This is a genomic window from Streptococcus gwangjuensis, from assembly GCF_028156745.1.
GTDB lineage: Bacteria > Bacillota > Bacilli > Lactobacillales > Streptococcaceae > Streptococcus > Streptococcus gwangjuense_A.
The window spans coordinates 188,579-209,563 of sequence record NZ_JAODJG010000031.1; the positions used below are offsets into that span (position 1 = coordinate 188,579).

At 41.0% G+C, this 20,985-nt stretch carries 31 protein-coding genes; 30 read left to right on the plus strand and 1 reads right to left on the minus strand.

Annotated elements, in window-relative coordinates; translation table 11 throughout:
- The 26 genes from rpmC (at position 1) to N5909_RS04840 (ending at position 16,564) form a co-directional block, all read left to right on the plus strand.
- The gene (rpmC, locus tag N5909_RS04715; protein ID WP_000772918.1) at positions 1-207 is read left to right on the plus strand and encodes a 50S ribosomal protein L29; all 207 of its coding nucleotides are present in this window, start codon (positions 1-3) and stop codon (positions 205-207) included.
- 24 nt (positions 208-231) lie between these two features.
- Positions 232-492, plus strand: a complete 261-nt coding sequence (rpsQ, locus tag N5909_RS04720) for a 30S ribosomal protein S17 (protein WP_000440801.1) — start codon at positions 232-234, stop codon at positions 490-492.
- Positions 493-517: 25 nt separating this feature from the next.
- Positions 518-886, plus strand: a complete 369-nt coding sequence (gene rplN, locus N5909_RS04725; RefSeq protein WP_000616545.1) for a 50S ribosomal protein L14 — start codon at positions 518-520, stop codon at positions 884-886.
- A gap of 78 nt (positions 887-964) precedes the next feature.
- Entirely contained in the window at positions 965-1,270 is a 306-nt protein-coding gene (gene rplX / locus N5909_RS04730; RefSeq protein WP_000497691.1) for a 50S ribosomal protein L24, read from the plus strand.
- 23 nt (positions 1,271-1,293) lie between these two features.
- Entirely contained in the window at positions 1,294-1,836 is a 543-nt protein-coding gene (rplE, locus tag N5909_RS04735) for a 50S ribosomal protein L5 (protein WP_000013542.1), read from the plus strand.
- Positions 1,837-1,853: 17 nt separating this feature from the next.
- The gene (locus N5909_RS04740; RefSeq protein ID WP_001085697.1) at positions 1,854-2,039 is read left to right on the plus strand and encodes a type Z 30S ribosomal protein S14; all 186 of its coding nucleotides are present in this window, start codon (positions 1,854-1,856) and stop codon (positions 2,037-2,039) included.
- A gap of 213 nt (positions 2,040-2,252) precedes the next feature.
- Positions 2,253-2,651: a 30S ribosomal protein S8 gene (gene rpsH, locus N5909_RS04745; protein ID WP_000245504.1), complete on the plus strand. Its 399-nt coding sequence runs from the start codon at positions 2,253-2,255 to the stop codon at positions 2,649-2,651.
- 187 nt (positions 2,652-2,838) lie between these two features.
- The gene (gene rplF, locus N5909_RS04750; protein WP_000086626.1) at positions 2,839-3,375 is read left to right on the plus strand and encodes a 50S ribosomal protein L6; all 537 of its coding nucleotides are present in this window, start codon (positions 2,839-2,841) and stop codon (positions 3,373-3,375) included.
- A gap of 83 nt (positions 3,376-3,458) precedes the next feature.
- Complete coding sequence (gene rplR / locus N5909_RS04755; protein ID WP_000624044.1) at positions 3,459-3,815, plus strand: 50S ribosomal protein L18; 357 nt, start codon at positions 3,459-3,461, stop codon at positions 3,813-3,815.
- A gap of 17 nt (positions 3,816-3,832) precedes the next feature.
- Positions 3,833-4,327: a 30S ribosomal protein S5 gene (gene rpsE / locus N5909_RS04760; RefSeq protein WP_000874202.1), complete on the plus strand. Its 495-nt coding sequence runs from the start codon at positions 3,833-3,835 to the stop codon at positions 4,325-4,327.
- Between the two features lie 13 nt (positions 4,328-4,340).
- The gene (gene rpmD, locus N5909_RS04765; RefSeq protein WP_000057241.1) at positions 4,341-4,523 is read left to right on the plus strand and encodes a 50S ribosomal protein L30; all 183 of its coding nucleotides are present in this window, start codon (positions 4,341-4,343) and stop codon (positions 4,521-4,523) included.
- A gap of 144 nt (positions 4,524-4,667) precedes the next feature.
- Positions 4,668-5,108, plus strand: a complete 441-nt coding sequence (rplO, locus tag N5909_RS04770; protein WP_000766087.1) for a 50S ribosomal protein L15 — start codon at positions 4,668-4,670, stop codon at positions 5,106-5,108.
- 12 nt (positions 5,109-5,120) lie between these two features.
- Positions 5,121-6,431 carry a preprotein translocase subunit SecY gene (secY, locus tag N5909_RS04775; protein ID WP_033682406.1) on the plus strand — a complete coding sequence of 437 codons (1,311 nt, stop codon included), beginning with the start codon at positions 5,121-5,123 and terminating at the stop codon, positions 6,429-6,431.
- Between the two features lie 149 nt (positions 6,432-6,580).
- Positions 6,581-7,219, plus strand: coding sequence for an adenylate kinase (locus N5909_RS04780; RefSeq protein WP_001050436.1), 639 nt, complete (start codon positions 6,581-6,583; stop codon positions 7,217-7,219).
- A 116-nt stretch (positions 7,220-7,335) separates the two neighbouring features.
- Positions 7,336-7,554 carry a translation initiation factor IF-1 gene (gene infA / locus N5909_RS04785; RefSeq protein WP_001029883.1) on the plus strand — a complete coding sequence of 73 codons (219 nt, stop codon included), beginning with the start codon at positions 7,336-7,338 and terminating at the stop codon, positions 7,552-7,554.
- Between the two features lie 24 nt (positions 7,555-7,578).
- Positions 7,579-7,695 (plus strand): 50S ribosomal protein L36, encoded by a 117-nt coding sequence (gene rpmJ / locus N5909_RS04790; RefSeq protein ID WP_001808836.1) that lies wholly within the window; start codon positions 7,579-7,581, stop codon positions 7,693-7,695.
- Between the two features lie 17 nt (positions 7,696-7,712).
- Positions 7,713-8,078 (plus strand): 30S ribosomal protein S13, encoded by a 366-nt coding sequence (rpsM, locus tag N5909_RS04795; protein ID WP_000090781.1) that lies wholly within the window; start codon positions 7,713-7,715, stop codon positions 8,076-8,078.
- A gap of 17 nt (positions 8,079-8,095) precedes the next feature.
- Positions 8,096-8,479: a 30S ribosomal protein S11 gene (gene rpsK, locus N5909_RS04800; RefSeq protein ID WP_001118385.1), complete on the plus strand. Its 384-nt coding sequence runs from the start codon at positions 8,096-8,098 to the stop codon at positions 8,477-8,479.
- Between the two features lie 42 nt (positions 8,480-8,521).
- The gene (locus N5909_RS04805; protein ID WP_000568988.1) at positions 8,522-9,457 is read left to right on the plus strand and encodes a DNA-directed RNA polymerase subunit alpha; all 936 of its coding nucleotides are present in this window, start codon (positions 8,522-8,524) and stop codon (positions 9,455-9,457) included.
- An 11-nt stretch (positions 9,458-9,468) separates the two neighbouring features.
- Positions 9,469-9,855 (plus strand): 50S ribosomal protein L17, encoded by a 387-nt coding sequence (gene rplQ / locus N5909_RS04810; protein ID WP_000331493.1) that lies wholly within the window; start codon positions 9,469-9,471, stop codon positions 9,853-9,855.
- Between the two features lie 264 nt (positions 9,856-10,119).
- The gene (locus N5909_RS04815) at positions 10,120-10,386 is read left to right on the plus strand and encodes an ACT domain-containing protein (protein ID WP_000644124.1); all 267 of its coding nucleotides are present in this window, start codon (positions 10,120-10,122) and stop codon (positions 10,384-10,386) included.
- A 9-nt stretch (positions 10,387-10,395) separates the two neighbouring features.
- Positions 10,396-11,733: a PFL family protein gene (locus N5909_RS04820; RefSeq protein ID WP_020901856.1), complete on the plus strand. Its 1,338-nt coding sequence runs from the start codon at positions 10,396-10,398 to the stop codon at positions 11,731-11,733.
- Between the two features lie 242 nt (positions 11,734-11,975).
- Positions 11,976-12,668, plus strand: coding sequence for a histidine phosphatase family protein (locus N5909_RS04825; RefSeq protein ID WP_033682403.1), 693 nt, complete (start codon positions 11,976-11,978; stop codon positions 12,666-12,668).
- Between the two features lie 160 nt (positions 12,669-12,828).
- The gene (leuS, locus tag N5909_RS04830) at positions 12,829-15,330 is read left to right on the plus strand and encodes a leucine--tRNA ligase (protein ID WP_033682401.1); all 2,502 of its coding nucleotides are present in this window, start codon (positions 12,829-12,831) and stop codon (positions 15,328-15,330) included.
- Positions 15,331-15,440: 110 nt separating this feature from the next.
- Positions 15,441-16,136: a GNAT family N-acetyltransferase gene (locus N5909_RS04835; RefSeq protein WP_033682399.1), complete on the plus strand. Its 696-nt coding sequence runs from the start codon at positions 15,441-15,443 to the stop codon at positions 16,134-16,136.
- A gap of 11 nt (positions 16,137-16,147) precedes the next feature.
- Positions 16,148-16,564, plus strand: coding sequence for a GNAT family N-acetyltransferase (locus N5909_RS04840; protein WP_033682397.1), 417 nt, complete (start codon positions 16,148-16,150; stop codon positions 16,562-16,564).
- Between the two features lie 722 nt (positions 16,565-17,286).
- Here the strand turns inward: N5909_RS04840 and N5909_RS04845 are convergent.
- Positions 17,287-17,379 (minus strand): type I toxin-antitoxin system Fst family toxin, encoded by a 93-nt coding sequence (locus tag N5909_RS04845; RefSeq protein ID WP_000970382.1) that lies wholly within the window; start codon positions 17,377-17,379, stop codon positions 17,287-17,289.
- A gap of 133 nt (positions 17,380-17,512) precedes the next feature.
- Between N5909_RS04845 and ruvB the strand changes: the two genes are divergently transcribed.
- From ruvB to N5909_RS04865, 4 genes are all read left to right on the plus strand, one after another.
- Positions 17,513-18,511 (plus strand): Holliday junction branch migration DNA helicase RuvB, encoded by a 999-nt coding sequence (gene ruvB, locus N5909_RS04850; protein ID WP_004239104.1) that lies wholly within the window; start codon positions 17,513-17,515, stop codon positions 18,509-18,511.
- Entirely contained in the window at positions 18,492-19,064 is a 573-nt protein-coding gene (locus N5909_RS04855) for a nucleotidyltransferase family protein (RefSeq protein WP_033682394.1), read from the plus strand. The genes ruvB and N5909_RS04855 overlap by 20 nt, the downstream gene beginning before the upstream one ends.
- A gap of 345 nt (positions 19,065-19,409) precedes the next feature.
- Positions 19,410-20,168, plus strand: a complete 759-nt coding sequence (locus N5909_RS04860; RefSeq protein WP_033682392.1) for an isoprenyl transferase — start codon at positions 19,410-19,412, stop codon at positions 20,166-20,168.
- A gap of 8 nt (positions 20,169-20,176) precedes the next feature.
- The gene (locus N5909_RS04865; protein WP_033682390.1) at positions 20,177-20,980 is read left to right on the plus strand and encodes a phosphatidate cytidylyltransferase; all 804 of its coding nucleotides are present in this window, start codon (positions 20,177-20,179) and stop codon (positions 20,978-20,980) included.
- Positions 20,981-20,985: the final 5 nt, after the last annotated feature.

Genomic DNA, 20,985 nt, shown 5'->3' on the forward strand with positions numbered 1-20,985 from the left:
ATGAAACTTAATGAAGTAAAAGAATTTGTTAAAGAACTTCGTGGTCTTTCTCAAGAAGAACTCGCGAAGCGCGAAAACGAATTGAAAAAAGAATTGTTTGAACTTCGTTTCCAAGCTGCTACTGGTCAATTGGAACAAACAGCTCGCTTGAAAGAAGTTAAAAAACAAATCGCTCGTATCAAAACAGTTCAATCTGAAGCGAAATAATAGACTAGGGAAGGAGAAATTTCAATGGAACGCAATAATCGTAAAGTTCTTGTTGGACGTGTTGTATCTGACAAAATGGACAAGACAATCACAGTTGTAGTTGAAACAAAACGTAACCACCCAGTCTATGGTAAACGTATTAACTACTCTAAAAAATACAAAGCTCATGATGAAAACAATGTTGCCAAAGAAGGCGATATCGTACGTATCATGGAAACTCGCCCGCTTTCAGCTACAAAACGTTTCCGTCTTGTAGAAGTTGTTGAAGAAGCGGTCATCATCTAATCAAACCTGAAAGGAGAAAACTGAAATGATTCAAACAGAAACTCGTTTGAAAGTCGCAGACAACAGCGGTGCTCGCGAAATCTTGACTATCAAAGTTCTTGGTGGTTCAGGACGTAAATTTGCAAACATCGGTGATGTTATCGTGGCATCTGTAAAACAAGCTACTCCTGGTGGTGCGGTTAAAAAAGGTGACGTTGTTAAAGCAGTTATCGTTCGTACTAAATCAGGTGCTCGTCGTGCTGATGGTTCATACATCAAATTTGACGAAAACGCAGCAGTTATCATCCGTGAAGACAAAACTCCTCGCGGAACACGTATCTTTGGCCCAGTTGCACGTGAATTGCGTGAAGGTGGCTTCATGAAGATCGTGTCACTTGCTCCAGAAGTACTTTAATTTTTAGAAACAAACTAGTCCCCTGGATTTACCTCCAGGGTGCCCTTATGGGCGTAAGAAAAATCAAGGAGAAACCTAATGTTTGTAAAAAAAGGCGACAAAGTTCGCGTAATCGCTGGTAAAGATAAGGGAACAGAAGCTGTTGTCCTTACTGCCCTTCCAAAAGTAAACAAAGTTATCGTTGAAGGTGTTAACATCGTTAAGAAACACCAACGTCCAACTAACGAGCTTCCTCAAGGTGGGATCATCGAGAAAGAAGCAGCTATCCACGTATCAAATGTTCAAGTTTTGGACAAAAATGGTGTAGCTGGTCGTGTTGGTTACAAATTTGTAGACGGTAAAAAAGTTCGCTACAACAAAAAATCAGGCGAAGTGCTTGATTAATCACGAAGGAAAGGAGAAGTATAATGGCAAATCGTTTAAAAGAAAAATATCTTAATGAAGTAGTTCCTGCTTTGACAGAACAATTCAACTACTCATCAGTGATGGCTGTGCCTAAAGTAGATAAGATCGTTTTGAACATGGGTGTTGGTGAAGCTGTATCAAACGCTAAAAGCCTTGAAAAAGCTGCTGAAGAATTGGCACTTATCTCAGGTCAAAAACCACTTATCACTAAAGCTAAAAAATCAATCGCCGGCTTCCGTCTTCGTGAAGGTGTTGCGATCGGTGCAAAAGTTACCCTTCGTGGTGAACGTATGTACGAATTCTTGGATAAATTGGTTTCAGTTTCACTTCCACGTGTACGTGACTTCCACGGTGTTCCAACAAAATCATTTGATGGACGCGGAAACTACACACTTGGTGTGAAAGAACAATTGATCTTCCCAGAAATCAACTTCGATGACGTTGACAAAACTCGTGGTCTTGACATCGTTATCGTAACAACTGCTAACACTGACGAAGAGTCACGTGCATTGCTTACAGGCCTTGGAATGCCTTTTGCAAAATAATATAGGAGGTAAATCTAATGGCTAAAAAATCAATGATTGCTAAGAACAAACGTCCAGCGAAGTTCTCTACTCAAGCTTATACTCGTTGTGAAAAATGTGGTCGTCCACATTCAGTTTACCGCAAATTTAAACTTTGCCGTGTTTGCTTCCGTGAATTAGCTTACAAAGGACAAATCCCTGGTGTAACAAAAGCATCTTGGTAATATCATGATACAAAGAGCGTAACAACCACAGCAAAAATAGGAAATTTGGTGTAGGAGCGATGCTCTAAAACAAATTTATCTTTTTTGCCCAGGTTGTAGCTCGTGTTCAAATAAGAGTTTTCTCATTTGAATGTATCAATACTATCTGAGCCTAGCTCAATCATTAACTAGCAAGTGCAACTTGCAAACTACTAGTAAGAGGAGAAAAACAAAATGGTTATGACTGACCCAATCGCAGACTTCCTAACTCGTATTCGTAACGCTAACCAAGCAAAACACGAAGTACTTGAAGTACCTGCATCAAACATCAAAAAAGGGATTGCTGAAATCCTTAAACGCGAAGGTTTTGTAAAAAACGTTGAAATCATCGAAGATGACAAACAAGGCATCATCCGTGTATTCCTTAAATACGGACCAAACGGTGAAAAAGTTATCACTAACTTGAAACGTGTTTCTAAACCAGGACTTCGTGTCTACAAAAAACGTGAAGACCTTCCAAAAGTTCTTAACGGACTTGGAATTGCTATCCTTTCAACTTCTGAAGGTTTGCTTACTGATAAAGAAGCACGCCAAAAGAATGTTGGTGGGGAAGTTATCGCTTACGTTTGGTAATATTTAGCTCCCAATTTCTTTGTGACTCTTCGTTATCGTCTCTTGCCTAACCCAAAGTTATGCCTGTGAGACGATGCCTAGATTCACTTTGAAATTGAAACCTAAATGTTCCTTTAAATCGAGAAATCGATTGAACCCCGTGAAAACTGGCCGTTATGGCCTGACAATTTAACAGGAGAAAATAAACATGTCACGTATTGGTAATAAAGTTATCGTGTTGCCTGCTGGTGTTGAAATCACCAACAATGACAACGTTGTAACTGTAAAAGGACCTAAAGGAGAACTTACTCGTGAGTTCTCAAAAGATATTGAAATCCGTGTGGAAGGTACTGAAGTAACTCTTCACCGTCCAAACGATTCAAAAGAAATGAAAACTATCCACGGAACTACTCGTGCCCTTTTGAACAACATGGTTGTTGGTGTATCTGAAGGATTCAAGAAAGAACTTGAAATGCGCGGGGTTGGTTACCGTGCACAACTTCAAGGATCTAAACTTGTTTTGGCTGTTGGTAAATCTCATCCAGACGAAGTTGAAGCTCCAGAAGGAATTACTTTTGAACTTCCAAACCCAACAACAATCGTTGTTAGCGGGATTTCAAAAGAAGTAGTTGGTCAAACAGCTGCTTACGTACGTAGCCTTCGTTCACCAGAACCATATAAAGGTAAAGGTATCCGTTACGTTGGTGAATTCGTTCGCCGTAAAGAAGGTAAAACAGGTAAATAATGTTGAGTGGTTGATTCTCAACCACCAACCTATTTTCCAACTTTGTGCATAGCACACGATTTAAAACTAAAGAGGTGAAAACTGTGATTTCAAAACCAGATAAAAACAAACTCCGCCAAAAACGCCACCGTCGCGTTCGCGGAAAACTCTCTGGAACTGCTGATCGCCCACGTTTGAACGTATTCCGTTCTAATACAGGCATCTACGCTCAAGTGATTGATGACGTAGCGGGTGTAACGCTCGCAAGTGCTTCAACTCTTGATAAAGAAGTTTCAAAAGGAACTAAAACTGAACAAGCCGTTGCTGTCGGTAAACTCGTTGCAGAACGTGCAAACGCTAAAGGTATTTCAGAAGTGGTGTTCGACCGCGGTGGATATCTATATCACGGACGTGTGAAAGCTTTGGCTGATGCAGCTCGTGAAAACGGATTGAAATTCTAATAGGAGGACACTAGAAAATGGCATTTAAAGACAATGCAGTTGAATTAGAAGAACGCGTAGTTGCTGTCAACCGTGTTACAAAAGTTGTTAAAGGTGGACGTCGTCTTCGTTTCGCAGCTCTTGTTGTTGTTGGTGACCACAATGGTCGCGTAGGATTTGGTACTGGTAAAGCTCAAGAAGTTCCAGAAGCAATCCGTAAAGCAGTAGATGATGCTAAGAAAAACTTGATTGAAGTTCCTATGGTTGGAACAACAATTCCACACGAAGTTCTTTCAGAATTCGGTGGAGCTAAAGTATTGTTGAAACCTGCTGTAGAAGGTTCTGGAGTTGCCGCTGGTGGTGCAGTTCGTGCCGTTGTGGAATTGGCAGGTGTGGCAGATATTACATCAAAATCACTTGGTTCTAACACTCCAATCAACATTGTTCGTGCAACTGTTGAAGGTTTGAAACAATTGAAACGCGCTGAAGAAGTTGCTGCCCTTCGTGGTATTTCAGTTTCTGATTTGGCATAAGAAAGGGGATAAAATGGCTCAAATTAAAATTACTTTGACTAAGTCTCCAATCGGACGCATTCCATCACAACGTAAAACTGTTGTAGCACTTGGACTTGGCAAATTGAACAGCTCTGTTATTAAAGAAGACAACGCTGCTATCCGTGGTATGATCACTGCAGTATCTCACTTAGTAACAGTTGAAGAAGTAAACTAATGAATTTTTAGGGGATGTGCAGTATACCATCCCCTAAAACTAGATATAGTCATCTATGATGACGTCGTATAGGCGAGTTGATGGGGGAGACAACCTTTTCTCCCTTATCGGCGCTAGCATTTTACAAAAGAGGAGAAAATAAAAATGAAACTTCATGAATTGAAACCTGCAGAAGGTTCTCGTAAAGTACGTAACCGCGTTGGTCGTGGTACTTCATCAGGTAACGGTAAAACATCTGGTCGTGGTCAAAAAGGTCAAAAAGCTCGTAGCGGTGGCGGAGTTCGCCTTGGTTTTGAAGGTGGACAAACTCCATTGTTCCGTCGTCTTCCAAAACGTGGATTCACTAACATTAACGCTAAAGAATACGCAATTGTGAACCTTGACCAATTGAACGTCTTTGAAGATGGTGCTGAAGTTACTCCAGTTGTTCTTATCGAAGCAGGAATTGTTAAAGCTGAAAAATCAGGTATTAAAATTCTTGGTAACGGTGAGTTGACTAAGAAATTGACTGTGAAAGCAGCTAAATTCTCTAAATCAGCTGAAGAAGCTATCACTGCTAAAGGTGGTTCAGTAGAAGTCATCTAAGAGAGGTGACCTATGTTTTTTAAATTATTAAGAGAAGCTCTTAAAGTCAAGCAGGTTCGATCAAAAATTTTATTTACAATTTTTATCGTTTTGGTTTTTCGTATCGGAACTAGCATTACAGTTCCTGGTGTGAATGCCAATAGCTTGAATGCTTTAAGTGGATTATCCTTCTTAAACATGTTGAGCTTGGTGTCAGGGAATGCCATGAAAAACTTCTCAGTCTTTGCTCTTGGTGTTAGTCCCTACATTACGGCCTCTATCGTTGTCCAACTCTTGCAAATGGATATTTTACCCAAATTTGTAGAGTGGGGTAAACAAGGGGAAGTAGGTCGAAGAAAATTAAATCAAGCTACTCGTTATATTGCTCTTGTTTTAGCCTTTGTGCAATCTATCGGGATTACAGCTGGTTTTAATACTTTGGCTGGAGCTCAATTGTTGAAAACAGCTCTTACTCCACAAGTCTTTATCATGATTGGTATCATCTTAACAGCTGGTAGCATGATTGTTACTTGGTTGGGAGAGCAAATTACAGATAAGGGATACGGAAATGGTGTTTCTATGATTATCTTTGCTGGGATTGTTGCCTCAATTCCAGAGATGATTCAGGGCATCTACGTGGACTACTTTGTGAACGTTCCAAGTAGCCGTATCAACTCATCTATCATTTTCGTAATCATTTTGATTATTACTGTATTGTTGATCATTTACTTTACAACTTATGTTCAACAAGCAGAATACAAAATTCCAATCCAATATACTAAGATTGCACAAGGTGCTCCATCTAGCTCTTACCTTCCTTTGAAGGTAAACCCTGCTGGAGTTATCCCTGTTATCTTCGCAAGTTCGATTACTGCAGCGCCTGCAGCTATTCTTCAGTTTTTGAGCGCTACAGGTCATGATTGGGCTTGGGTAAGAACAGCACAAGAAATGCTTGCAACAACTTCACCAACTGGTATTGCCATGTATGCTTTGCTGATTATTCTCTTTACATTCTTCTATACGTTTGTACAGATTAATCCTGAAAAAGCGGCAGAAAACCTACAAAAGAGCGGCGCCTATATCCACGGAGTTCGTCCTGGTAAAGGTACAGAAGAATATATGTCTAAACTTCTTCGTCGTCTTGCAACTGTTGGTTCTCTCTTCCTTGGTGTGATTTCTATTTTACCGATCGTAGCAAAAGATGTTTTCGGACTTTCAGAAGCAGTTGCTTTTGGAGGAACCAGTCTTTTGATCATTATCTCTACAGGTATTGAAGGAATCAAACAATTGGAAGGTTACCTATTGAAACGTAAGTATGTTGGTTTCATGGACAGAACAGAATAAAAGTATTTACTGAATCTGTAAATGCTGAGGGAGTGGAGGTTTAACTCTAACATTAGTTAGAGTTTGGTCTCCCCTCTTCTATTTTGTTTTTAAATAGGGGTGAAAAGATTTTTTGCTTCTATTTAAAAATAAAATAAGGAGATCAAATCATGAATCTTTTGATTATGGGCTTACCTGGTGCAGGTAAGGGAACTCAAGCAGCAAAAATTGTAGAACAATTCCATGTTGCGCATATCTCAACAGGTGATATGTTCCGTGCTGCAATGGCAAATCAAACTGAAATGGGTGTTCTTGCTAAGTCATACATTGACAAGGGTGAATTGGTTCCTGACGAAGTTACAAATGGAATCGTAAAAGAACGTCTTTCACAAGATGATATTAAAGAAACAGGATTTTTATTGGATGGTTACCCACGTACAATCGAACAAGCTCATGCCTTGGACAAAACATTGGCTGAACTTGGCATTGAACTAGAAGGCGTCATCAACATTGAAGTGAACCCTGACAGCCTCTTGGAACGTTTGAGTGGCCGTATCATCCACCGCGTAACTGGAGAAACTTTCCACAAGGTCTTTAACCCACCAGTTGACTATAAAGAAGAAGATTACTACCAACGTGAAGATGATAAGCCTGAGACAGTAAAACGTCGTTTGGATGTAAATATTGCTCAAGGAGAACCAATCATTGCTCATTACCGTGCCAAAGGTTTGGTTCATGACATCGAAGGTAATCAAGATATCAATGATGTCTTCTCAGATATCGAAAAAGTATTGACAAATTTGAAATAAAGCGTTTTTCACACTTGCAAAAATCCGCTACAAATGTTATACTGAGATAGTCTGACTTATAATTGTTGTCTCTGTGTCTAGAGGCATCGAATCGAAATTTATGGAGGTGCTTTTGCGTGGCAAAAGACGATGTGATTGAAGTTGAAGGCAAAGTAGTTGATACAATGCCGAATGCAATGTTTACGGTTGAACTTGAAAATGGACATCAGATTTTAGCAACAGTTTCTGGTAAAATTCGTAAAAACTATATTCGTATTTTAGCGGGAGATCGTGTTACTGTCGAAATGAGTCCATATGACTTGACACGTGGACGTATCACTTACCGCTTTAAATAATCGAAAAACTTGGAGGGATAAGAAATGAAAGTAAGACCATCGGTCAAACCAATTTGCGAATACTGTAAAGTTATTCGTCGTAATGGTCGTGTTATGGTAATTTGCCCAGCAAATCCAAAACACAAACAACGTCAAGGATAAGATAGAAAGGAGAAAACATGGCTCGTATTGCTGGAGTTGACATTCCAAATGACAAACGCGTAGTGATCTCATTGACTTATGTTTATGGTATCGGACTTGCAACATCTAAGAAAATTTTGGCTGCTGCTGGAATCTCAGAAGATGTTCGTGTACGTGATCTTACATCAGATCAAGAAGATGCTATCCGTCGTGAAGTGGATGCAATCAAAGTTGAAGGTGACCTTCGTCGTGAAGTAAACTTGAACATCAAACGTTTGATGGAAATCGGTTCATACCGTGGTATCCGTCACCGTCGTGGACTTCCTGTCCGTGGACAAAACACTAAAAACAACGCTCGCACTCGTAAAGGTAAAGCTGTTGCGATTGCTGGTAAGAAAAAATAATATAGGAGGTAAAAGTCTTGGCTAAACCAACACGTAAACGTCGTGTGAAAAAGAATATCGAATCTGGTATTGCTCATATTCACGCTACATTTAATAACACTATTGTTATGATTACTGATGTGCATGGTAATGCAATTGCTTGGTCATCAGCTGGTGCTCTTGGTTTCAAAGGTTCTCGTAAATCTACACCATTCGCTGCTCAAATGGCTTCTGAAGCTGCTGCTAAATCTGCACAAGAACACGGTCTTAAATCAGTTGAAGTTACTGTAAAAGGTCCAGGTTCTGGTCGTGAGTCAGCTATTCGTGCGCTTGCTGCCGCTGGTCTTGAAGTAACAGCAATTCGTGATGTGACTCCAGTGCCACACAATGGTGCTCGTCCTCCAAAACGTCGCCGTGTATAATCATCGCATTACACTGCTTTTCGTTTAAGAGGGAGTAACTAAATGATCGAGTTTGAAAAACCAAATATAACAAAAATTGATGAAAATAAAGATTATGGCAAGTTTGTAATCGAACCACTTGAACGTGGCTACGGTACAACTCTTGGTAACTCTCTTCGTCGTGTACTTCTAGCTTCTCTACCAGGAGCAGCTGTGACATCTATCAATATTGATGGTGTGTTACATGAGTTTGACACAGTTCCAGGTGTTCGTGAAGACGTGATGCAAATCATTCTGAACATTAAAGGAATTGCAGTGAAATCGTACGTTGAAGACGAAAAAATCATCGAACTGGATGTTGAAGGTCCTGCTGAAGTAACAGCTGGTGACATTTTGACAGATAGCGATATTGAAATTGTAAATCCAGATCATTATCTCTTTACAATCGGTGAAGGTTCTTCGCTAAAAGCGACTATGACTGTTAACAGTGGTCGTGGATATGTACCTGCTGATGAAAATAAAAAAGATAATGCACCAGTTGGAACACTTGCTGTAGATTCTATTTATACACCAGTTACAAAAGTCAACTATCAAGTGGAACCTGCTCGTGTAGGTAGCAATGATGGATTTGACAAATTAACCCTTGAAATCTTGACAAATGGAACAATTATTCCAGAAGATGCTTTAGGGCTTTCAGCACGTATTTTGACAGAACATCTTGATTTGTTTACAAATCTTACTGAGATTGCTAAGTCAACTGAAGTGATGAAAGAAGCTGATACTGAATCTGACGACCGTATTTTGGATCGTACGATTGAGGAACTGGACTTGTCTGTGCGTTCATACAACTGTTTGAAACGTGCCGGTATCAATACTGTGCATGATTTGACAGAAAAATCTGAAGCAGAGATGATGAAAGTACGAAATCTTGGACGCAAGAGTTTGGAAGAAGTGAAACTCAAACTCATTGATTTGGGTCTTGGATTAAAAGATAAATAAAGGAGGAATAAATGGCTTACCGTAAACTAGGACGCACTAGCTCACAACGTAAAGCAATGCTTCGCGATTTGACAACTGACCTTTTGATCAACGAATCAATCGTGACAACTGAAGCTCGTGCTAAAGAAATCCGTAAAACTGTTGAAAAAATGATTACTCTAGGTAAACGTGGTGATTTGCATGCACGTCGTCAAGCAGCTGCTTTCGTACGTAATGAAATCGCATCTGAAAACTATGATGAAGCAACTGATAAGTACACTTCTACTACAGCACTTCAAAAATTGTTCTCAGAAATCGCACCTCGTTATGCTGAACGTAACGGTGGATACACTCGTATCCTTAAAACTGAACCACGTCGTGGTGATGCAGCGCCAATGGCGATCATCGAATTAGTATAAAATCATCAATTTTGTTGAGTGTTATGATGATGGAGTCTTGTACTCTTAGTCTAGCTCTGGTCTACCGCTAGGATTTCGGTCCTAGCGGGAACACTCATCATAAGTTGAAATAGTAGACGCTTGTTTACGAAATTGTTTTTTTCTTAAGAACAACTTCGTAAGCAGGCGTTTTTGAGTATTTTAGTTAGAATTATGCTATACTATTTGAAAAGAATCCTGTCTAATGTTCAGGTTTCCTATTAAAAGAAGAATTGGAGTTTGCTTATGAAAGCGATTATAACTGTTGTTGGTAAAGATAAATCTGGAATTGTTGCGGGTGTTTCTGGTAAAATTGCAGAATTGGGTTTGAATATCGATGATATCTCTCAAACTGTTTTGGATGAATATTTTACGATGATGGCTGTCGTCTCTAGCGATGAAAAGCAAGATTTTACCTATCTTCGTAATGAATTTGAAGCTTTTGGGCAAACTTTGAATGTAAAAATTAATATTCAGAGTGCAGCCATTTTCGAAGCTATGTATAATATCTAGGAGGCGCACATGGATATTAGACAAGTTACTGAAACCATCGCCATGATTGAGGAGCAAAACTTCGATATCAGAACTATCACCATGGGGATTTCCCTTTTGGACTGTATCGATCCAGATATCAATCGGGCTGCGGAGAAAATTTATCAAAAGATTACGATTAAGGCAGCTAATTTAGTGTCTGTTGGCGATGAGATTGCAGCTGAGTTGGGAATTCCAATTGTTAATAAGCGTGTATCGGTGACTCCTATTTCTTTGATTGGGGCAGCGACAGATGCAACAGACTATGTAGTTTTGGCAAAAGCGCTTGATAAGGCTGCGAAAGAAATTGGTGTGGACTTTATTGGTGGTTTCTCTGCCTTGGTACAAAAAGGGTATCAAAAGGGAGATGAGATTCTCATCAATTCTATTCCTCGAGCTTTGGCTGAAACGGATAAGGTCTGCTCGTCAGTTAATATTGGGTCAACCAAGTCTGGTATTAATATGACGGCTGTGGCAGATATGGGTCGAATTATCAAGGAAACTGCTAATCTATCTGATATGGGGGCAGCAAAGTTGGTTGTCTTTGCTAACGCGGTTGAGGACAATCCGTTTATGGCGGGTGCTTTCCATGGTGTTGGGGAAGCAGATGTTATCATCAATGTCGGGGTTTCTGGTCCTGGTGTGGTGAAACGTGCTTTAGAAAAAGTTCGTGGAGAGAGCTTTGACGTAGTAGCCGAAACGGTCAAGAAGACTGCCTTCAAGATCACTCGTATTGGTCAATTGGTTGGTCAGATGGCCAGTGAGAGACTGGGTGTGGAGTTTGGTATTGTGGACTTGAGTTTGGCGCCAACTCCTGCGGTTGGAGATTCTGTAGCACGTGTCCTTGAGGAAATGGGGCTAGAAACAGTTGGTACGCATGGAACGACGGCTGCTTTAGCTCTCTTGAACGACCAAGTTAAGAAGGGTGGAGTTATGGCCTGCAACCAAGTCGGTGGTTTGTCTGGTGCCTTTATCCCAGTTTCTGAGGATGAGGGAATGATTGCTGCAGTGCAAAATGGTTCTCTTAATTTGGAAAAACTAGAAGCCATGACGGCTATCTGTTCTGTTGGTTTGGATATGATTGCCATCCCAGAAGATACACCTGCTGAAACCATTGCTGCGATGATTGCAGATGAGGCTGCAATTGGTGTCATTAACATGAAAACAACAGCTGTTCGTATCATTCCAAAAGGAAAAGAAGGCGATATGATTGAGTTTGGTGGTCTTCTTGGTACAGCTCCAGTTATGAAGGTCAATGGGGCTTCGTCTGTTGATTTCATCTCTCGTGGAGGACAAATCCCAGCACCAATTCATAGTTTTAAAAATTAAGAAAATAGGAGAAATTTTAAGTTCTATTTAAGGTTAGGCGTGTATACTATAACCATTAAATAAAGACCTCCTAATATTATTTGAAACAGATAACACTGATTTAGTTTGAATTTGATTTTCATCTAATATCTTTATTTAATGAACTCCTAAACTTTTTCATAATATCTCCTGCAAAAGTCGCCTGTATGGGTGGCTTTTGTTTTATCATCCATGATATAATAGAAGCAAACGGAGGACGGAAAATGGTAAAAGTACGATTGTATTTGGTACGTCATGGTAAGACCATGTTTAACACAATTGGTCGCGCGCAAGGTTGGAGCGATACTCCCTTAACAGCTGAAGGTGAATTAGGAATCCACGAGCTAGGTATTGGATTGAGAGAGTCAGGCATACAGTTTGAACGTGCTTATTCAAGTGACTCAGGTCGTACGATTCAGACCATGGGAATTATACTTGAAGAACTTAGATTGCAAGGAAAAATCCCTTATCGCATGGACAAGCGCATCCGTGAGTGGTGTTTTGGTAGTTTTGATGGAGCCTATGATGGGGACCTGTTTATGGGTGTCATCCCTCGTGTCTTTAAGGTAGATCATGTTCATCAATTATCCTATGCAGAGTTGGCAGAAGGCCTGGTAGAGGTTGACACTGCTGGTTGGGCTGAAGGTTGGGAAAAACTGAGTACTCGTATCAGAGATGGCTTTGAGTTTATTGCCAAAGAAATGGAAGAACAAGGTGGTGCCAATGCTTTGGTTGTGAGTCACGGAATGACTATTGGAACGATTGTTTACCTGATCAATGGCATGCATCCGCATGGTCTAGATAATGGTAGCGTGACGATCCTTGAATATGAGGACGGCCAGTTTAGCGTAGAAGTTGTCGGCGACCGTAGTTACCGAGAACTAGGACGTGAGAAGATGCTAGAGAAAAATAATTGATAGAAGTTAGCTCCAAGTAGGGGCTAATTTTTTATACTGTTACATAAGCTGGATTTGCGATTCAGTCTTTCTTGTCATACAAGCCTAAAAGAACATTTCTCATCTTTCAAATTCCCTTAAAAATGGTATAATAGTAACATCACAAAATTGGAGAGAGACCATGAGTTTTTACAATCATAAAGAAATTGAGCCTAAGTGGCAGGGATACTGGGCGGAACATCATACATTTAAGACAGGAACAGATGCATCAAAACCTAAGTTTTATGCGCTTGACATGTTCCCTTATCCGTCTGGAGCGGGTCTACACGTAGGTCACCCAGAAGGTTATACAGCAACCGATATCCTCAGCCGTTATAAACGTGCGCAAGGCTACAATGTCCTTCACCCAATGGGTTGGGATGCCTTTGGATTGCCTGCCGAGCAATACGCTATGGATACGGGGAATGACCCAGCAGAATTTACGGCGGAAAATATTGCCAACTTCAAACGCCAAATCAATGCGCTTGGATTTTCTTATGACTGGGATCGTGAAGTCAATACAACAGATCCAAACTACTACAAATGGACTCAATGGATTTTCACTAAGCTTTACGAAAAAGGATTGGCCTATGAAGCTGAAGTGCCAGTAAACTGGGTTGAGGAATTGGGAACAGCCATCGCCAACGAAGAAGTCCTTCCTGACGGAACATCTGAGCGTGGAGGCTATCCAGTTGTCCGCAAACCAATGCGCCAATGGATGCTCAAAATCACGGCATACGCGGAGCGTCTGCTTAATGATTTGGATGAACTTGACTGGCCAGAGTCTATCAAGGATATGCAACGTAACTGGATTGGTAAATCAACTGGTGCTAATGTAACCTTTAAAGTTAAGGGAACAGATAAGGAATTCACAGTATTTACTACTCGTCCGGACACCCTTTTCGGGGCGACTTTCACTGTCTTGGCTCCTGAGCATGACTTGGTTGATTCAATAACAAGTTCAGAGCAAGCAGAGGCAGTAGCAGACTACAAACATCAAGCCAGCCTTAAATCAGACTTGGCTCGTACTGACCTTGCCAAAGAAAAAACTGGTGTTTGGACTGGTGCTTATGCCATCAACCCTGTCAATGGCAAAGAGATTCCAATCTGGATTGCCGATTATGTTCTTGCTAGTTACGGAACAGGTGCCGTTATGGCTGTGCCAGCCCATGACCAACGTGACTGGGAATTTGCCAAACAATTTGACCTTCCAATTGTAGAAGTGCTTGAAGGTGGAAATGTAGCAGAAGCTGCCTACACAGAGGATGGTCTTCATGTCAATTCAGACTTCCTAGATGGACTGAACAAAGAAGACGCTATTGCCAAGATTGTAACTTGGTTGGAAGAAAAAGGCTGTGGACAAGAGAAGGTTACCTACCGTCTCCGTGACTGGCTCTTTAGCCGTCAACGATACTGGGGTGAGCCAATTCCTATTATTCATTGGGAAGATGGAACTTCAACAGCTGTCCCTGAAAGTGAATTGCCACTTGTCTTGCCAGTAACCAAGGACATCCGTCCTTCAGGTACAGGGGAAAGTCCACTAGCTAACTTGACAGATTGGCTTGAAGTGACTCGTGAAGATGGTGTTAAAGGACGTCGTGAAACTAATACCATGCCACAATGGGCAGGTTCAAGCTGGTATTACCTCCGCTATATTGATCCACACAATACTGAGGAATTAGCTGACGAGGATCTCCTAAAACAATGGTTGCCAGTAGATATCTACGTGGGTGGAGCAGAGCATGCTGTACTTCACTTGCTTTACGCTCGTTTCTGGCACAAATTCCTCTATGACCTTGGTGTTGTTCCGACTAAGGAACCATTCCAAAAACTCTTTAACCAAGGGATGATTTTGGGAACAAGCTACCGTGACCATCGTGGTGCTCTTGTGGCAACTGACAAGGTTGAAAAACGTGATGGCTCCTTCTTCCATGTAGAAACAGGAGAAGAATTGGAACAAGCGCCAGCCAAGATGTCTAAGTCCCTCAAGAACGTTGTTAACCCAGACGATGTGGTAGAACAATACGGTGCCGATACCCTTCGTGTTTATGAAATGTTTATGGGACCACTTGATGCTTCGATTGCTTGGTCAGAAGAAGGCCTGGAAGGAAGCCGTAAGTTCCTTGACCGTGTTTACCGTTTGATTACAAGCAAGGAAATCCTTGCAGAAAACAATGGCTCTCTCGACAAGGTTTACAACGAAACCGTTAAAGCTGTCACAGAGCAAATCGAATCATTGAAATTCAACACAGCCATTGCCCAACTTATGGTCTTTGTCAACGCTGCTAACAAGGAAGACAAGCTCTATGTGGACTACGCTAAAGGCTTTATCCAATTGATTGCCCCATTTGCACCTCACTTGGCAGAAGAGCTCTGGCAAACTGTTGCAGCAACAGGTGAATCCATCTCTTACGTGGCTTGGCCAACATGGGACGAAAGTAAATTGGTTGAAGACGAAATCGAAATCGTTGTCCAAATCAAAGGAAAAGTTCGTGCCAAACTCATGGTTGCTAAAGACCTATCACGCGAAGAATTGCAAGAAATTGCTCTCGCTGATGAAAAAGTCAAAGCAGAAATTGATGGTAAGGACATCGTGAAAGTGATTGCGGTACCTAATAAACTCGTTAATATCGTTGTGAAATAAGAAATGAATCCTTCAGAGTAGAATCTGGAGGATTTTTTGAATCTTGTTATGAAAGTATGATATACTATGTGCAACTATAAAGTTTGGAAAGCAAAACAAGGAGAAGAAAGATGCCAGTAAACGAATATGGTCAGATGATTGGTGAGGCAATGGAAGGTTATACACCCGGTGCACTGCCTTCTATTGATTTCTTAGAAGGGCGTTATGCTAGGATAGAGGCCCTTTCAGTAGAAAAGCATGCGGAGAATTTATTAGCTGTTTATGGCCCGAATACTCCTCGGGAGATGTGGACATACCTTTTTCAGGAGCCAGTGGCAGATATGGAGGAGCTGGTTACCCTTTTAAATCAGATGTTGGCTCGTAAGGATCGTTTTTACTATGCAATCATAGACAAGGCAACTGGTAAGGCTTTGGGAACTTTTTCTCTCATGCGCATTGACCAGAATAACCGAGTAATAGAAGTGGGAGCTGTCACTTTTTCTCCAGAGCTCAGGGGGACACGGATAGGAACAGAAGCCCAATATCTCCTAGCTCGCTATGTCTTTGAAGAACTCAACTATCGTCGCTATGAGTGGAAATGCGATGCTTTTAACCTGCCATCCAGACGAGCTGCGGAGCGTTTGGGATTTGTCTATGAAGGAACCTTCCGTCAGGCAGTCATTTATAAGGGGCGTACGAGGGATACGGATTGGTTGTCTATGATTGATAAGGACTGGGCACAAGTCAAATCTCGTTTGGAAACATGGTTGTGTCCTGAAAACTTTGATAAAAATGGACGACAGCACAAGAGTTTGAGAGAGCTTTAAGAGGTGTTGAGATGATTACTATTAAAAAGCAAGAAATTGTCAAGCTAGAGGATGTTTTGCATCTCTATCAGGCTGTCGGTTGGACAAATTATACCCATCAACCAGAGATGCTGGAGCAGACCTCATCTCATTCATTAGCGATTTATGTGGCACTTGATGGCGATGCTGTTGTGGGCTTGATTCGTTTGGTTGGAGATGGTTTTTCGTCAGTTTTTGTACAGGATTTGATTGTTTTGCCTAGCTATCAGCGCCAAGGAATTGGTAGCTCCTTGATGAAAGATGCTTTAGAGGATTTTAAAGAGGCTTATCAAGTCCAGCTGGCGACAGAAGAGACAGAAAAAAACGTGGGATTTTATCGTTCTATGGGGTTTGAAACTTTATCCACCTATGATTGTACAGGAATGATTTGGGTAAACAGAGAAAAATAATAAAACTTGTTTGTTCTTAAGCAAAGTTTAAGGATGGTCTAGTATGATATAGTCATTAAATAAAGACCTCCTAACTTTATTTAATGAAATCCTAAAATTTTTTTTCATCATAATCTCCTAATGAAGTCACCCAATCAGGTGGCTTTTTTTCGTGGTGAGGTGATGGTGATAGAAATCTTTTGCAAAATAGTAAAATTTGAGAAAAGTTAAGATAGTTTTAAGCTTCGTCTTGTATCATATAGTTATTAAATAAAGACCTCCTAACTTTATTTAATAAAATCCTAAACTTTTCTTTTTCATAATAATCTCCCTTAACTCCACCCAATCAGGTGGAGTTTTTTGGCTTTGTTCTAGGCTTTTTGGGAGTGTTCTAAACATCATTTTTCGATATTTTCAGGTATTTTTCGGATTTTGGTCGGGGAATTGGAGGGGACTTTTTTAGCGAATATGACTAAGAAATAAGTCTGTTGTCGCTTTAGTTGCTTCAACCTCAATTTGATTGCAAGTGTCTGTGAATTGAAGGGTTAGAACTGTTGTAATAATGCTCTTGGTTGTCAAGGAGTGATGCATCATATTGTTGTACGGCGCTTAAAGAGAATGTAAACTTTTGACAAAATCTGTGAACTGTGGGATAATAAAAAGGAATTGAGTACTAGTTCTATATCATAGGCTAGAAAAGGCCCCAAGCTCACGACCAAATAAGCTTGGGGTCTTTTTTGACACTATTTGTCCTTGTTTAGCCATTTATCGACTAAGCGAAGAACGACACCGACCACAATTGGTCCGATGATAGTTTTGAGTACTAATTCCATCATGGGCTATCTCACCTCCTTTCGTAGGCGGTGTAGCAGTGCCGTAGAATATTATACCACATAAGGGCTAAACTCGATAGGCACCCAGTCAGGTGGCTTTTTTGTTTGTAGGCTGGATTTTTGCTATAATAGGAACATGAGTAGAATTTTAGATAATGAAATCATGGGTGATGAGGAGTTGGTAGAACGTACTCTCCGTCCCCAATATTTACGTGAATATATCGGTCAGGACAAGGTCAAGGATCAGCTGCAAATATTTATCGAAGCAGCAAAAATGCGGGATGAGGCGCTGGATCATGTCCTCTTATTTGGACCTCCAGGTCTGGGGAAAACGACCATGGCTTTTGTTATTGCCAATGAACTGGGCGTAAATCTTAAGCAGACTTCTGGTCCAGTCATTGAAAAAGCTGGTGATTTGGTAGCGATTTTGAATGACTTAGAACCGGGGGATGTCCTTTTTATTGATGAGATTCATCGCTTGCCTATGTCAGTGGAAGAGGTGCTTTATAGTGCTATGGAGGACTTCTACATTGATATCATGATTGGGGCTGGTGAAGGCAGTCGCAGTGTTCATTTGGAGTTGCCACCTTTTACCTTGATTGGTGCGACGACTCGGGCTGGCATGCTTTCCAATCCTTTACGGGCACGTTTTGGGATTACAGGTCATATGGAGTATTATGCCCATGCTGACTTGACGGAAATTGTCGAGCGGACGGCAGATATTTTTGAGATGGAAATCACTCATGAGGCAGCGTCTGAGTTGGCTCTACGTAGTCGTGGAACTCCCCGTATTGCCAATCGTCTCCTTAAGCGCGTGCGCGATTTTGCTCAGATTATGGGGAATGGGGTTATCGATGATCTTATTACCGATAAGGCCTTGACCATGCTGGATGTTGACCATGAAGGTCTGGACTATGTGGATCAAAAAATCCTTCGTACCATGATTGAGATGTACGGTGGTGGTCCTGTCGGATTAGGAACTCTTTCTGTCAATATCGCTGAAGAGCGTGAGACGGTGGAGGACATGTACGAACCCTACCTCATCCAAAAAGGCTTTATCATGCGGACGCGGTCTGGACGGGTGGCGACTGCTAAGGCATATGAGCATTTAGGTTATGAATACAGTGAAAAATAAGCAAGAAATTCTAGAGGCTTTTAGAGAAAATCCGGATATGATGGCTATTTTGACGATCATCCGAAATCTTGGTCTGAAAGACTCGTGGTTGGCAGCAGGTTCTGTCAGAAATTTTATCTGGAATCTCTTGTCAGACAAATCGCCTTTTGACTGTGAAACAGATGTAGATGTGATTTTCTTTGATCCAGATATTTCTTATGAGGAAACCTTGTTCCTAGAGAAAAAGCTGAGAGAGGACTTTCCTCAGTACCAGTGGGAATTGAAAAATCAAGTCTATATGCACCAGCACAGCCCTCATACTGCTCCCTATACGAGTTCCCGTGATGCCATGAGTAAGTATCCAGAACGATGTACGGCTGTTGGACTACGCTTGAATGAAGAATCCGACTTTGAACTCTATGCATCTTATGGTTTGGAGGATATTTTGAATTTTCAAGTTCATCCAACTCCTCATTTTTTAGAGAATGAAGACCGAATGGAACTTTATCGAACACGTATATCCAAGAAAAATTGGCAGGAGAAGTGGAAAAATTTGATTTTTAAAAATCCTTAAGGAAACTTTAAGCTAGGAAGTGTATACTAAGTCCATAAGTTAAGAAGACCTTAACTTAAACTCCTAAAACTTTTTCATAATAATCTCCCTATAAAAAATAAAGTCGCCCAATCAGGTGGCTTATTTTTTTGGAAATGGGCTTTGTGCCTGAGAATAATACTCAATGAAAATCAAAGTGCAAACTAGGAAGCTAGCCGCAGGTTGCTCAAAACACTGTTTTGAGGTTGCAGATAGAGCTGACGTGGTTTGGATTTGATTTTCGAAGAGTATAAATAGCTTAGTGATAGAAGAAAATAGGGAAATATGGTATAATGAAACGATAGATTTTTGAATAGGAATAAGATCATGTTTGGATTTTTTAAGAAAGATAAGGCTGTGGAAGTAGAGGTTCCGACACAGGTTCCTGCTCATATCGGCATCATCATGGATGGAAATGGCCGTTGGGCTAAAAAACGTATGCAACCAAGGGTTTTTGGACATAAGGCGGGCATGGAAGCATTGCAAACTGTGACTAAGGCAGCCAACAAACTGGGGGTTAAGGTTATTACGGTCTATGCTTTTTCTACGGAAAATTGGACCCGTCCAGATCAGGAAGTCAAGTTTATCATGAACTTGCCAGTAGAGTTTTATGATAATTATGTCCCGGAATTGCATGCGAATAATGTTAAGATTCAAATGATTGGGGAGACAGACCGCCTACCTAAGCAAACCTTTGAAGCTCTGATCAAGGCTGAGGAATTGACTAAGAACAACACCGGTTTGATTCTTAATTTTGCCCTCAACTATGGTGGACGTGCTGAGATTACACAAGCTCTTAAATTGATTTCCCAGGATGTTTTAGATGCCAAAATCAACCCAGGTGACATCACAGAGGAATTGATTGGTAACTATCTCTTCACCCAGCATTTGCCTAAGGAGTTACGAGATCCAGACTTGATTATCCGTACTAGTGGAGAATTGCGTCTGAGCAACTTTCTTCCATGGCAGGGAGCCTATAGTGAGCTCTATTTTACGGACACCTTGTGGCCTGATTTTGACGAGGTAGCCTTGCAGGAAGCCATTCTTGCTTACAATCGTCGTCATCGCCGATTTGGAGGAGTTTAGGAGGAAATATGACACAGGATTTACAGAAAAGAACGTTGTTTGCAGGGATTGCCCTGGCTATTTTCCTACCAATTTTAATGATTGGGGGACTCTTGTTTCAGATTGCAATTGGAATTATAGCCATGCTAGCAATGCATGAACTTTTGAAGATGAGAGGTCTAGAGACCATGACGATGGAGGGCCTTTTGACCCTCTTTGCAACCTTTGCCTTGACCATTCCCTTAGAGAATTACCTGACTTTTTTACCAGTTGATGGGAATGTGGTTGCTTATAGTGTTTTGATTTCAATCATGTTAGGAACGACCGTTTTTAGCAAGTCTTATACGATTGAGGATGCTGTTTTCCCTCTTGCTATGAGTTTCTATGTAGGCTTTGGATTTAATGCTTTACTAGATGCTCGCGTTGCAGGTTTAGATAAGGCTCTATTGGCCTTGTGCATCGTCTGGGCTACCGACAGTGGTGCCTATCTTGCTGGGATGAACTTTGGGAAACGGAAACTGGCTCCAACGGTTTCTCCAAATAAAACCTTTGAGGGTGCCTTGGGTGGTATTTTAGGCGCTATTTTAGTAACCATCATCTTTATGATGTTTGACAGAACAGTTGCTCTTCCGTATGGAATTTACAAGATGTCGGTCTTTGCTATTTTCTTTAGCATTGCTGGACAATTTGGTGATTTACTAGAAAGTTCGATCAAACGTCATTTTGGTGTCAAGGATTCTGGGAAATTTATCCCTGGACATGGTGGTGTTTTGGATCGTTTTGATAGTATGTTGCTTGTATTTCCAATCATGCACTTATTTGGACTCTTTTAATCAAA

Bases quoted from the DNA above. Each gene is read 5' to 3' on its own strand.
- rplQ (WP_000331493.1), top strand. From the start codon at position 9,469: ATGGCTTACCGTAAACTAGGACGCACTAGCTCACAACGTAAAGCAATG.
- rplE (WP_000013542.1), top strand. From the start codon at position 1,294: ATGGCAAATCGTTTAAAAGAAAAATATCTTAATGAAGTAGTTCCTGCT.
- rplO (WP_000766087.1), top strand. From the start codon at position 4,668: ATGAAACTTCATGAATTGAAACCTGCAGAAGGTTCTCGTAAAGTACGT.
- secY (WP_033682406.1), top strand. From the start codon at position 5,121: ATGTTTTTTAAATTATTAAGAGAAGCTCTTAAAGTCAAGCAGGTTCGA.
- N5909_RS04860 (WP_033682392.1), top strand. From the start codon at position 19,410: ATGTTTGGATTTTTTAAGAAAGATAAGGCTGTGGAAGTAGAGGTTCCG.
- leuS (WP_033682401.1), top strand. From the start codon at position 12,829: ATGAGTTTTTACAATCATAAAGAAATTGAGCCTAAGTGGCAGGGATAC.
- N5909_RS04815 (WP_000644124.1), top strand. From the start codon at position 10,120: ATGAAAGCGATTATAACTGTTGTTGGTAAAGATAAATCTGGAATTGTT.
- N5909_RS04855 (WP_033682394.1), top strand. From the start codon at position 18,492: ATGAATACAGTGAAAAATAAGCAAGAAATTCTAGAGGCTTTTAGAGAA.
- rplN (WP_000616545.1), top strand. From the start codon at position 518: ATGATTCAAACAGAAACTCGTTTGAAAGTCGCAGACAACAGCGGTGCT.
- rpsH (WP_000245504.1), top strand. From the start codon at position 2,253: ATGGTTATGACTGACCCAATCGCAGACTTCCTAACTCGTATTCGTAAC.
- N5909_RS04740 (WP_001085697.1), top strand. From the start codon at position 1,854: ATGGCTAAAAAATCAATGATTGCTAAGAACAAACGTCCAGCGAAGTTC.
- N5909_RS04805 (WP_000568988.1), top strand. From the start codon at position 8,522: ATGATCGAGTTTGAAAAACCAAATATAACAAAAATTGATGAAAATAAA.
- N5909_RS04840 (WP_033682397.1), top strand. From the start codon at position 16,148: ATGATTACTATTAAAAAGCAAGAAATTGTCAAGCTAGAGGATGTTTTG.
- rpmD (WP_000057241.1), top strand. From the start codon at position 4,341: ATGGCTCAAATTAAAATTACTTTGACTAAGTCTCCAATCGGACGCATT.
- rpmJ (WP_001808836.1), top strand. From the start codon at position 7,579: ATGAAAGTAAGACCATCGGTCAAACCAATTTGCGAATACTGTAAAGTT.
- rplF (WP_000086626.1), top strand. From the start codon at position 2,839: ATGTCACGTATTGGTAATAAAGTTATCGTGTTGCCTGCTGGTGTTGAA.
- N5909_RS04835 (WP_033682399.1), top strand. From the start codon at position 15,441: ATGCCAGTAAACGAATATGGTCAGATGATTGGTGAGGCAATGGAAGGT.
- rpsQ (WP_000440801.1), top strand. From the start codon at position 232: ATGGAACGCAATAATCGTAAAGTTCTTGTTGGACGTGTTGTATCTGAC.
- rpsE (WP_000874202.1), top strand. From the start codon at position 3,833: ATGGCATTTAAAGACAATGCAGTTGAATTAGAAGAACGCGTAGTTGCT.
- rplX (WP_000497691.1), top strand. From the start codon at position 965: ATGTTTGTAAAAAAAGGCGACAAAGTTCGCGTAATCGCTGGTAAAGAT.
- ruvB (WP_004239104.1), top strand. From the start codon at position 17,513: ATGAGTAGAATTTTAGATAATGAAATCATGGGTGATGAGGAGTTGGTA.
- rpmC (WP_000772918.1), top strand. From the start codon at position 1: ATGAAACTTAATGAAGTAAAAGAATTTGTTAAAGAACTTCGTGGTCTT.
- N5909_RS04780 (WP_001050436.1), top strand. From the start codon at position 6,581: ATGAATCTTTTGATTATGGGCTTACCTGGTGCAGGTAAGGGAACTCAA.
- N5909_RS04845 (WP_000970382.1), bottom strand. From the start codon at position 17,379: ATGATGGAATTAGTACTCAAAACTATCATCGGACCAATTGTGGTCGGT.
- N5909_RS04820 (WP_020901856.1), top strand. From the start codon at position 10,396: ATGGATATTAGACAAGTTACTGAAACCATCGCCATGATTGAGGAGCAA.
- N5909_RS04825 (WP_033682403.1), top strand. From the start codon at position 11,976: ATGGTAAAAGTACGATTGTATTTGGTACGTCATGGTAAGACCATGTTT.
- N5909_RS04865 (WP_033682390.1), top strand. From the start codon at position 20,177: ATGACACAGGATTTACAGAAAAGAACGTTGTTTGCAGGGATTGCCCTG.
- rpsM (WP_000090781.1), top strand. From the start codon at position 7,713: ATGGCTCGTATTGCTGGAGTTGACATTCCAAATGACAAACGCGTAGTG.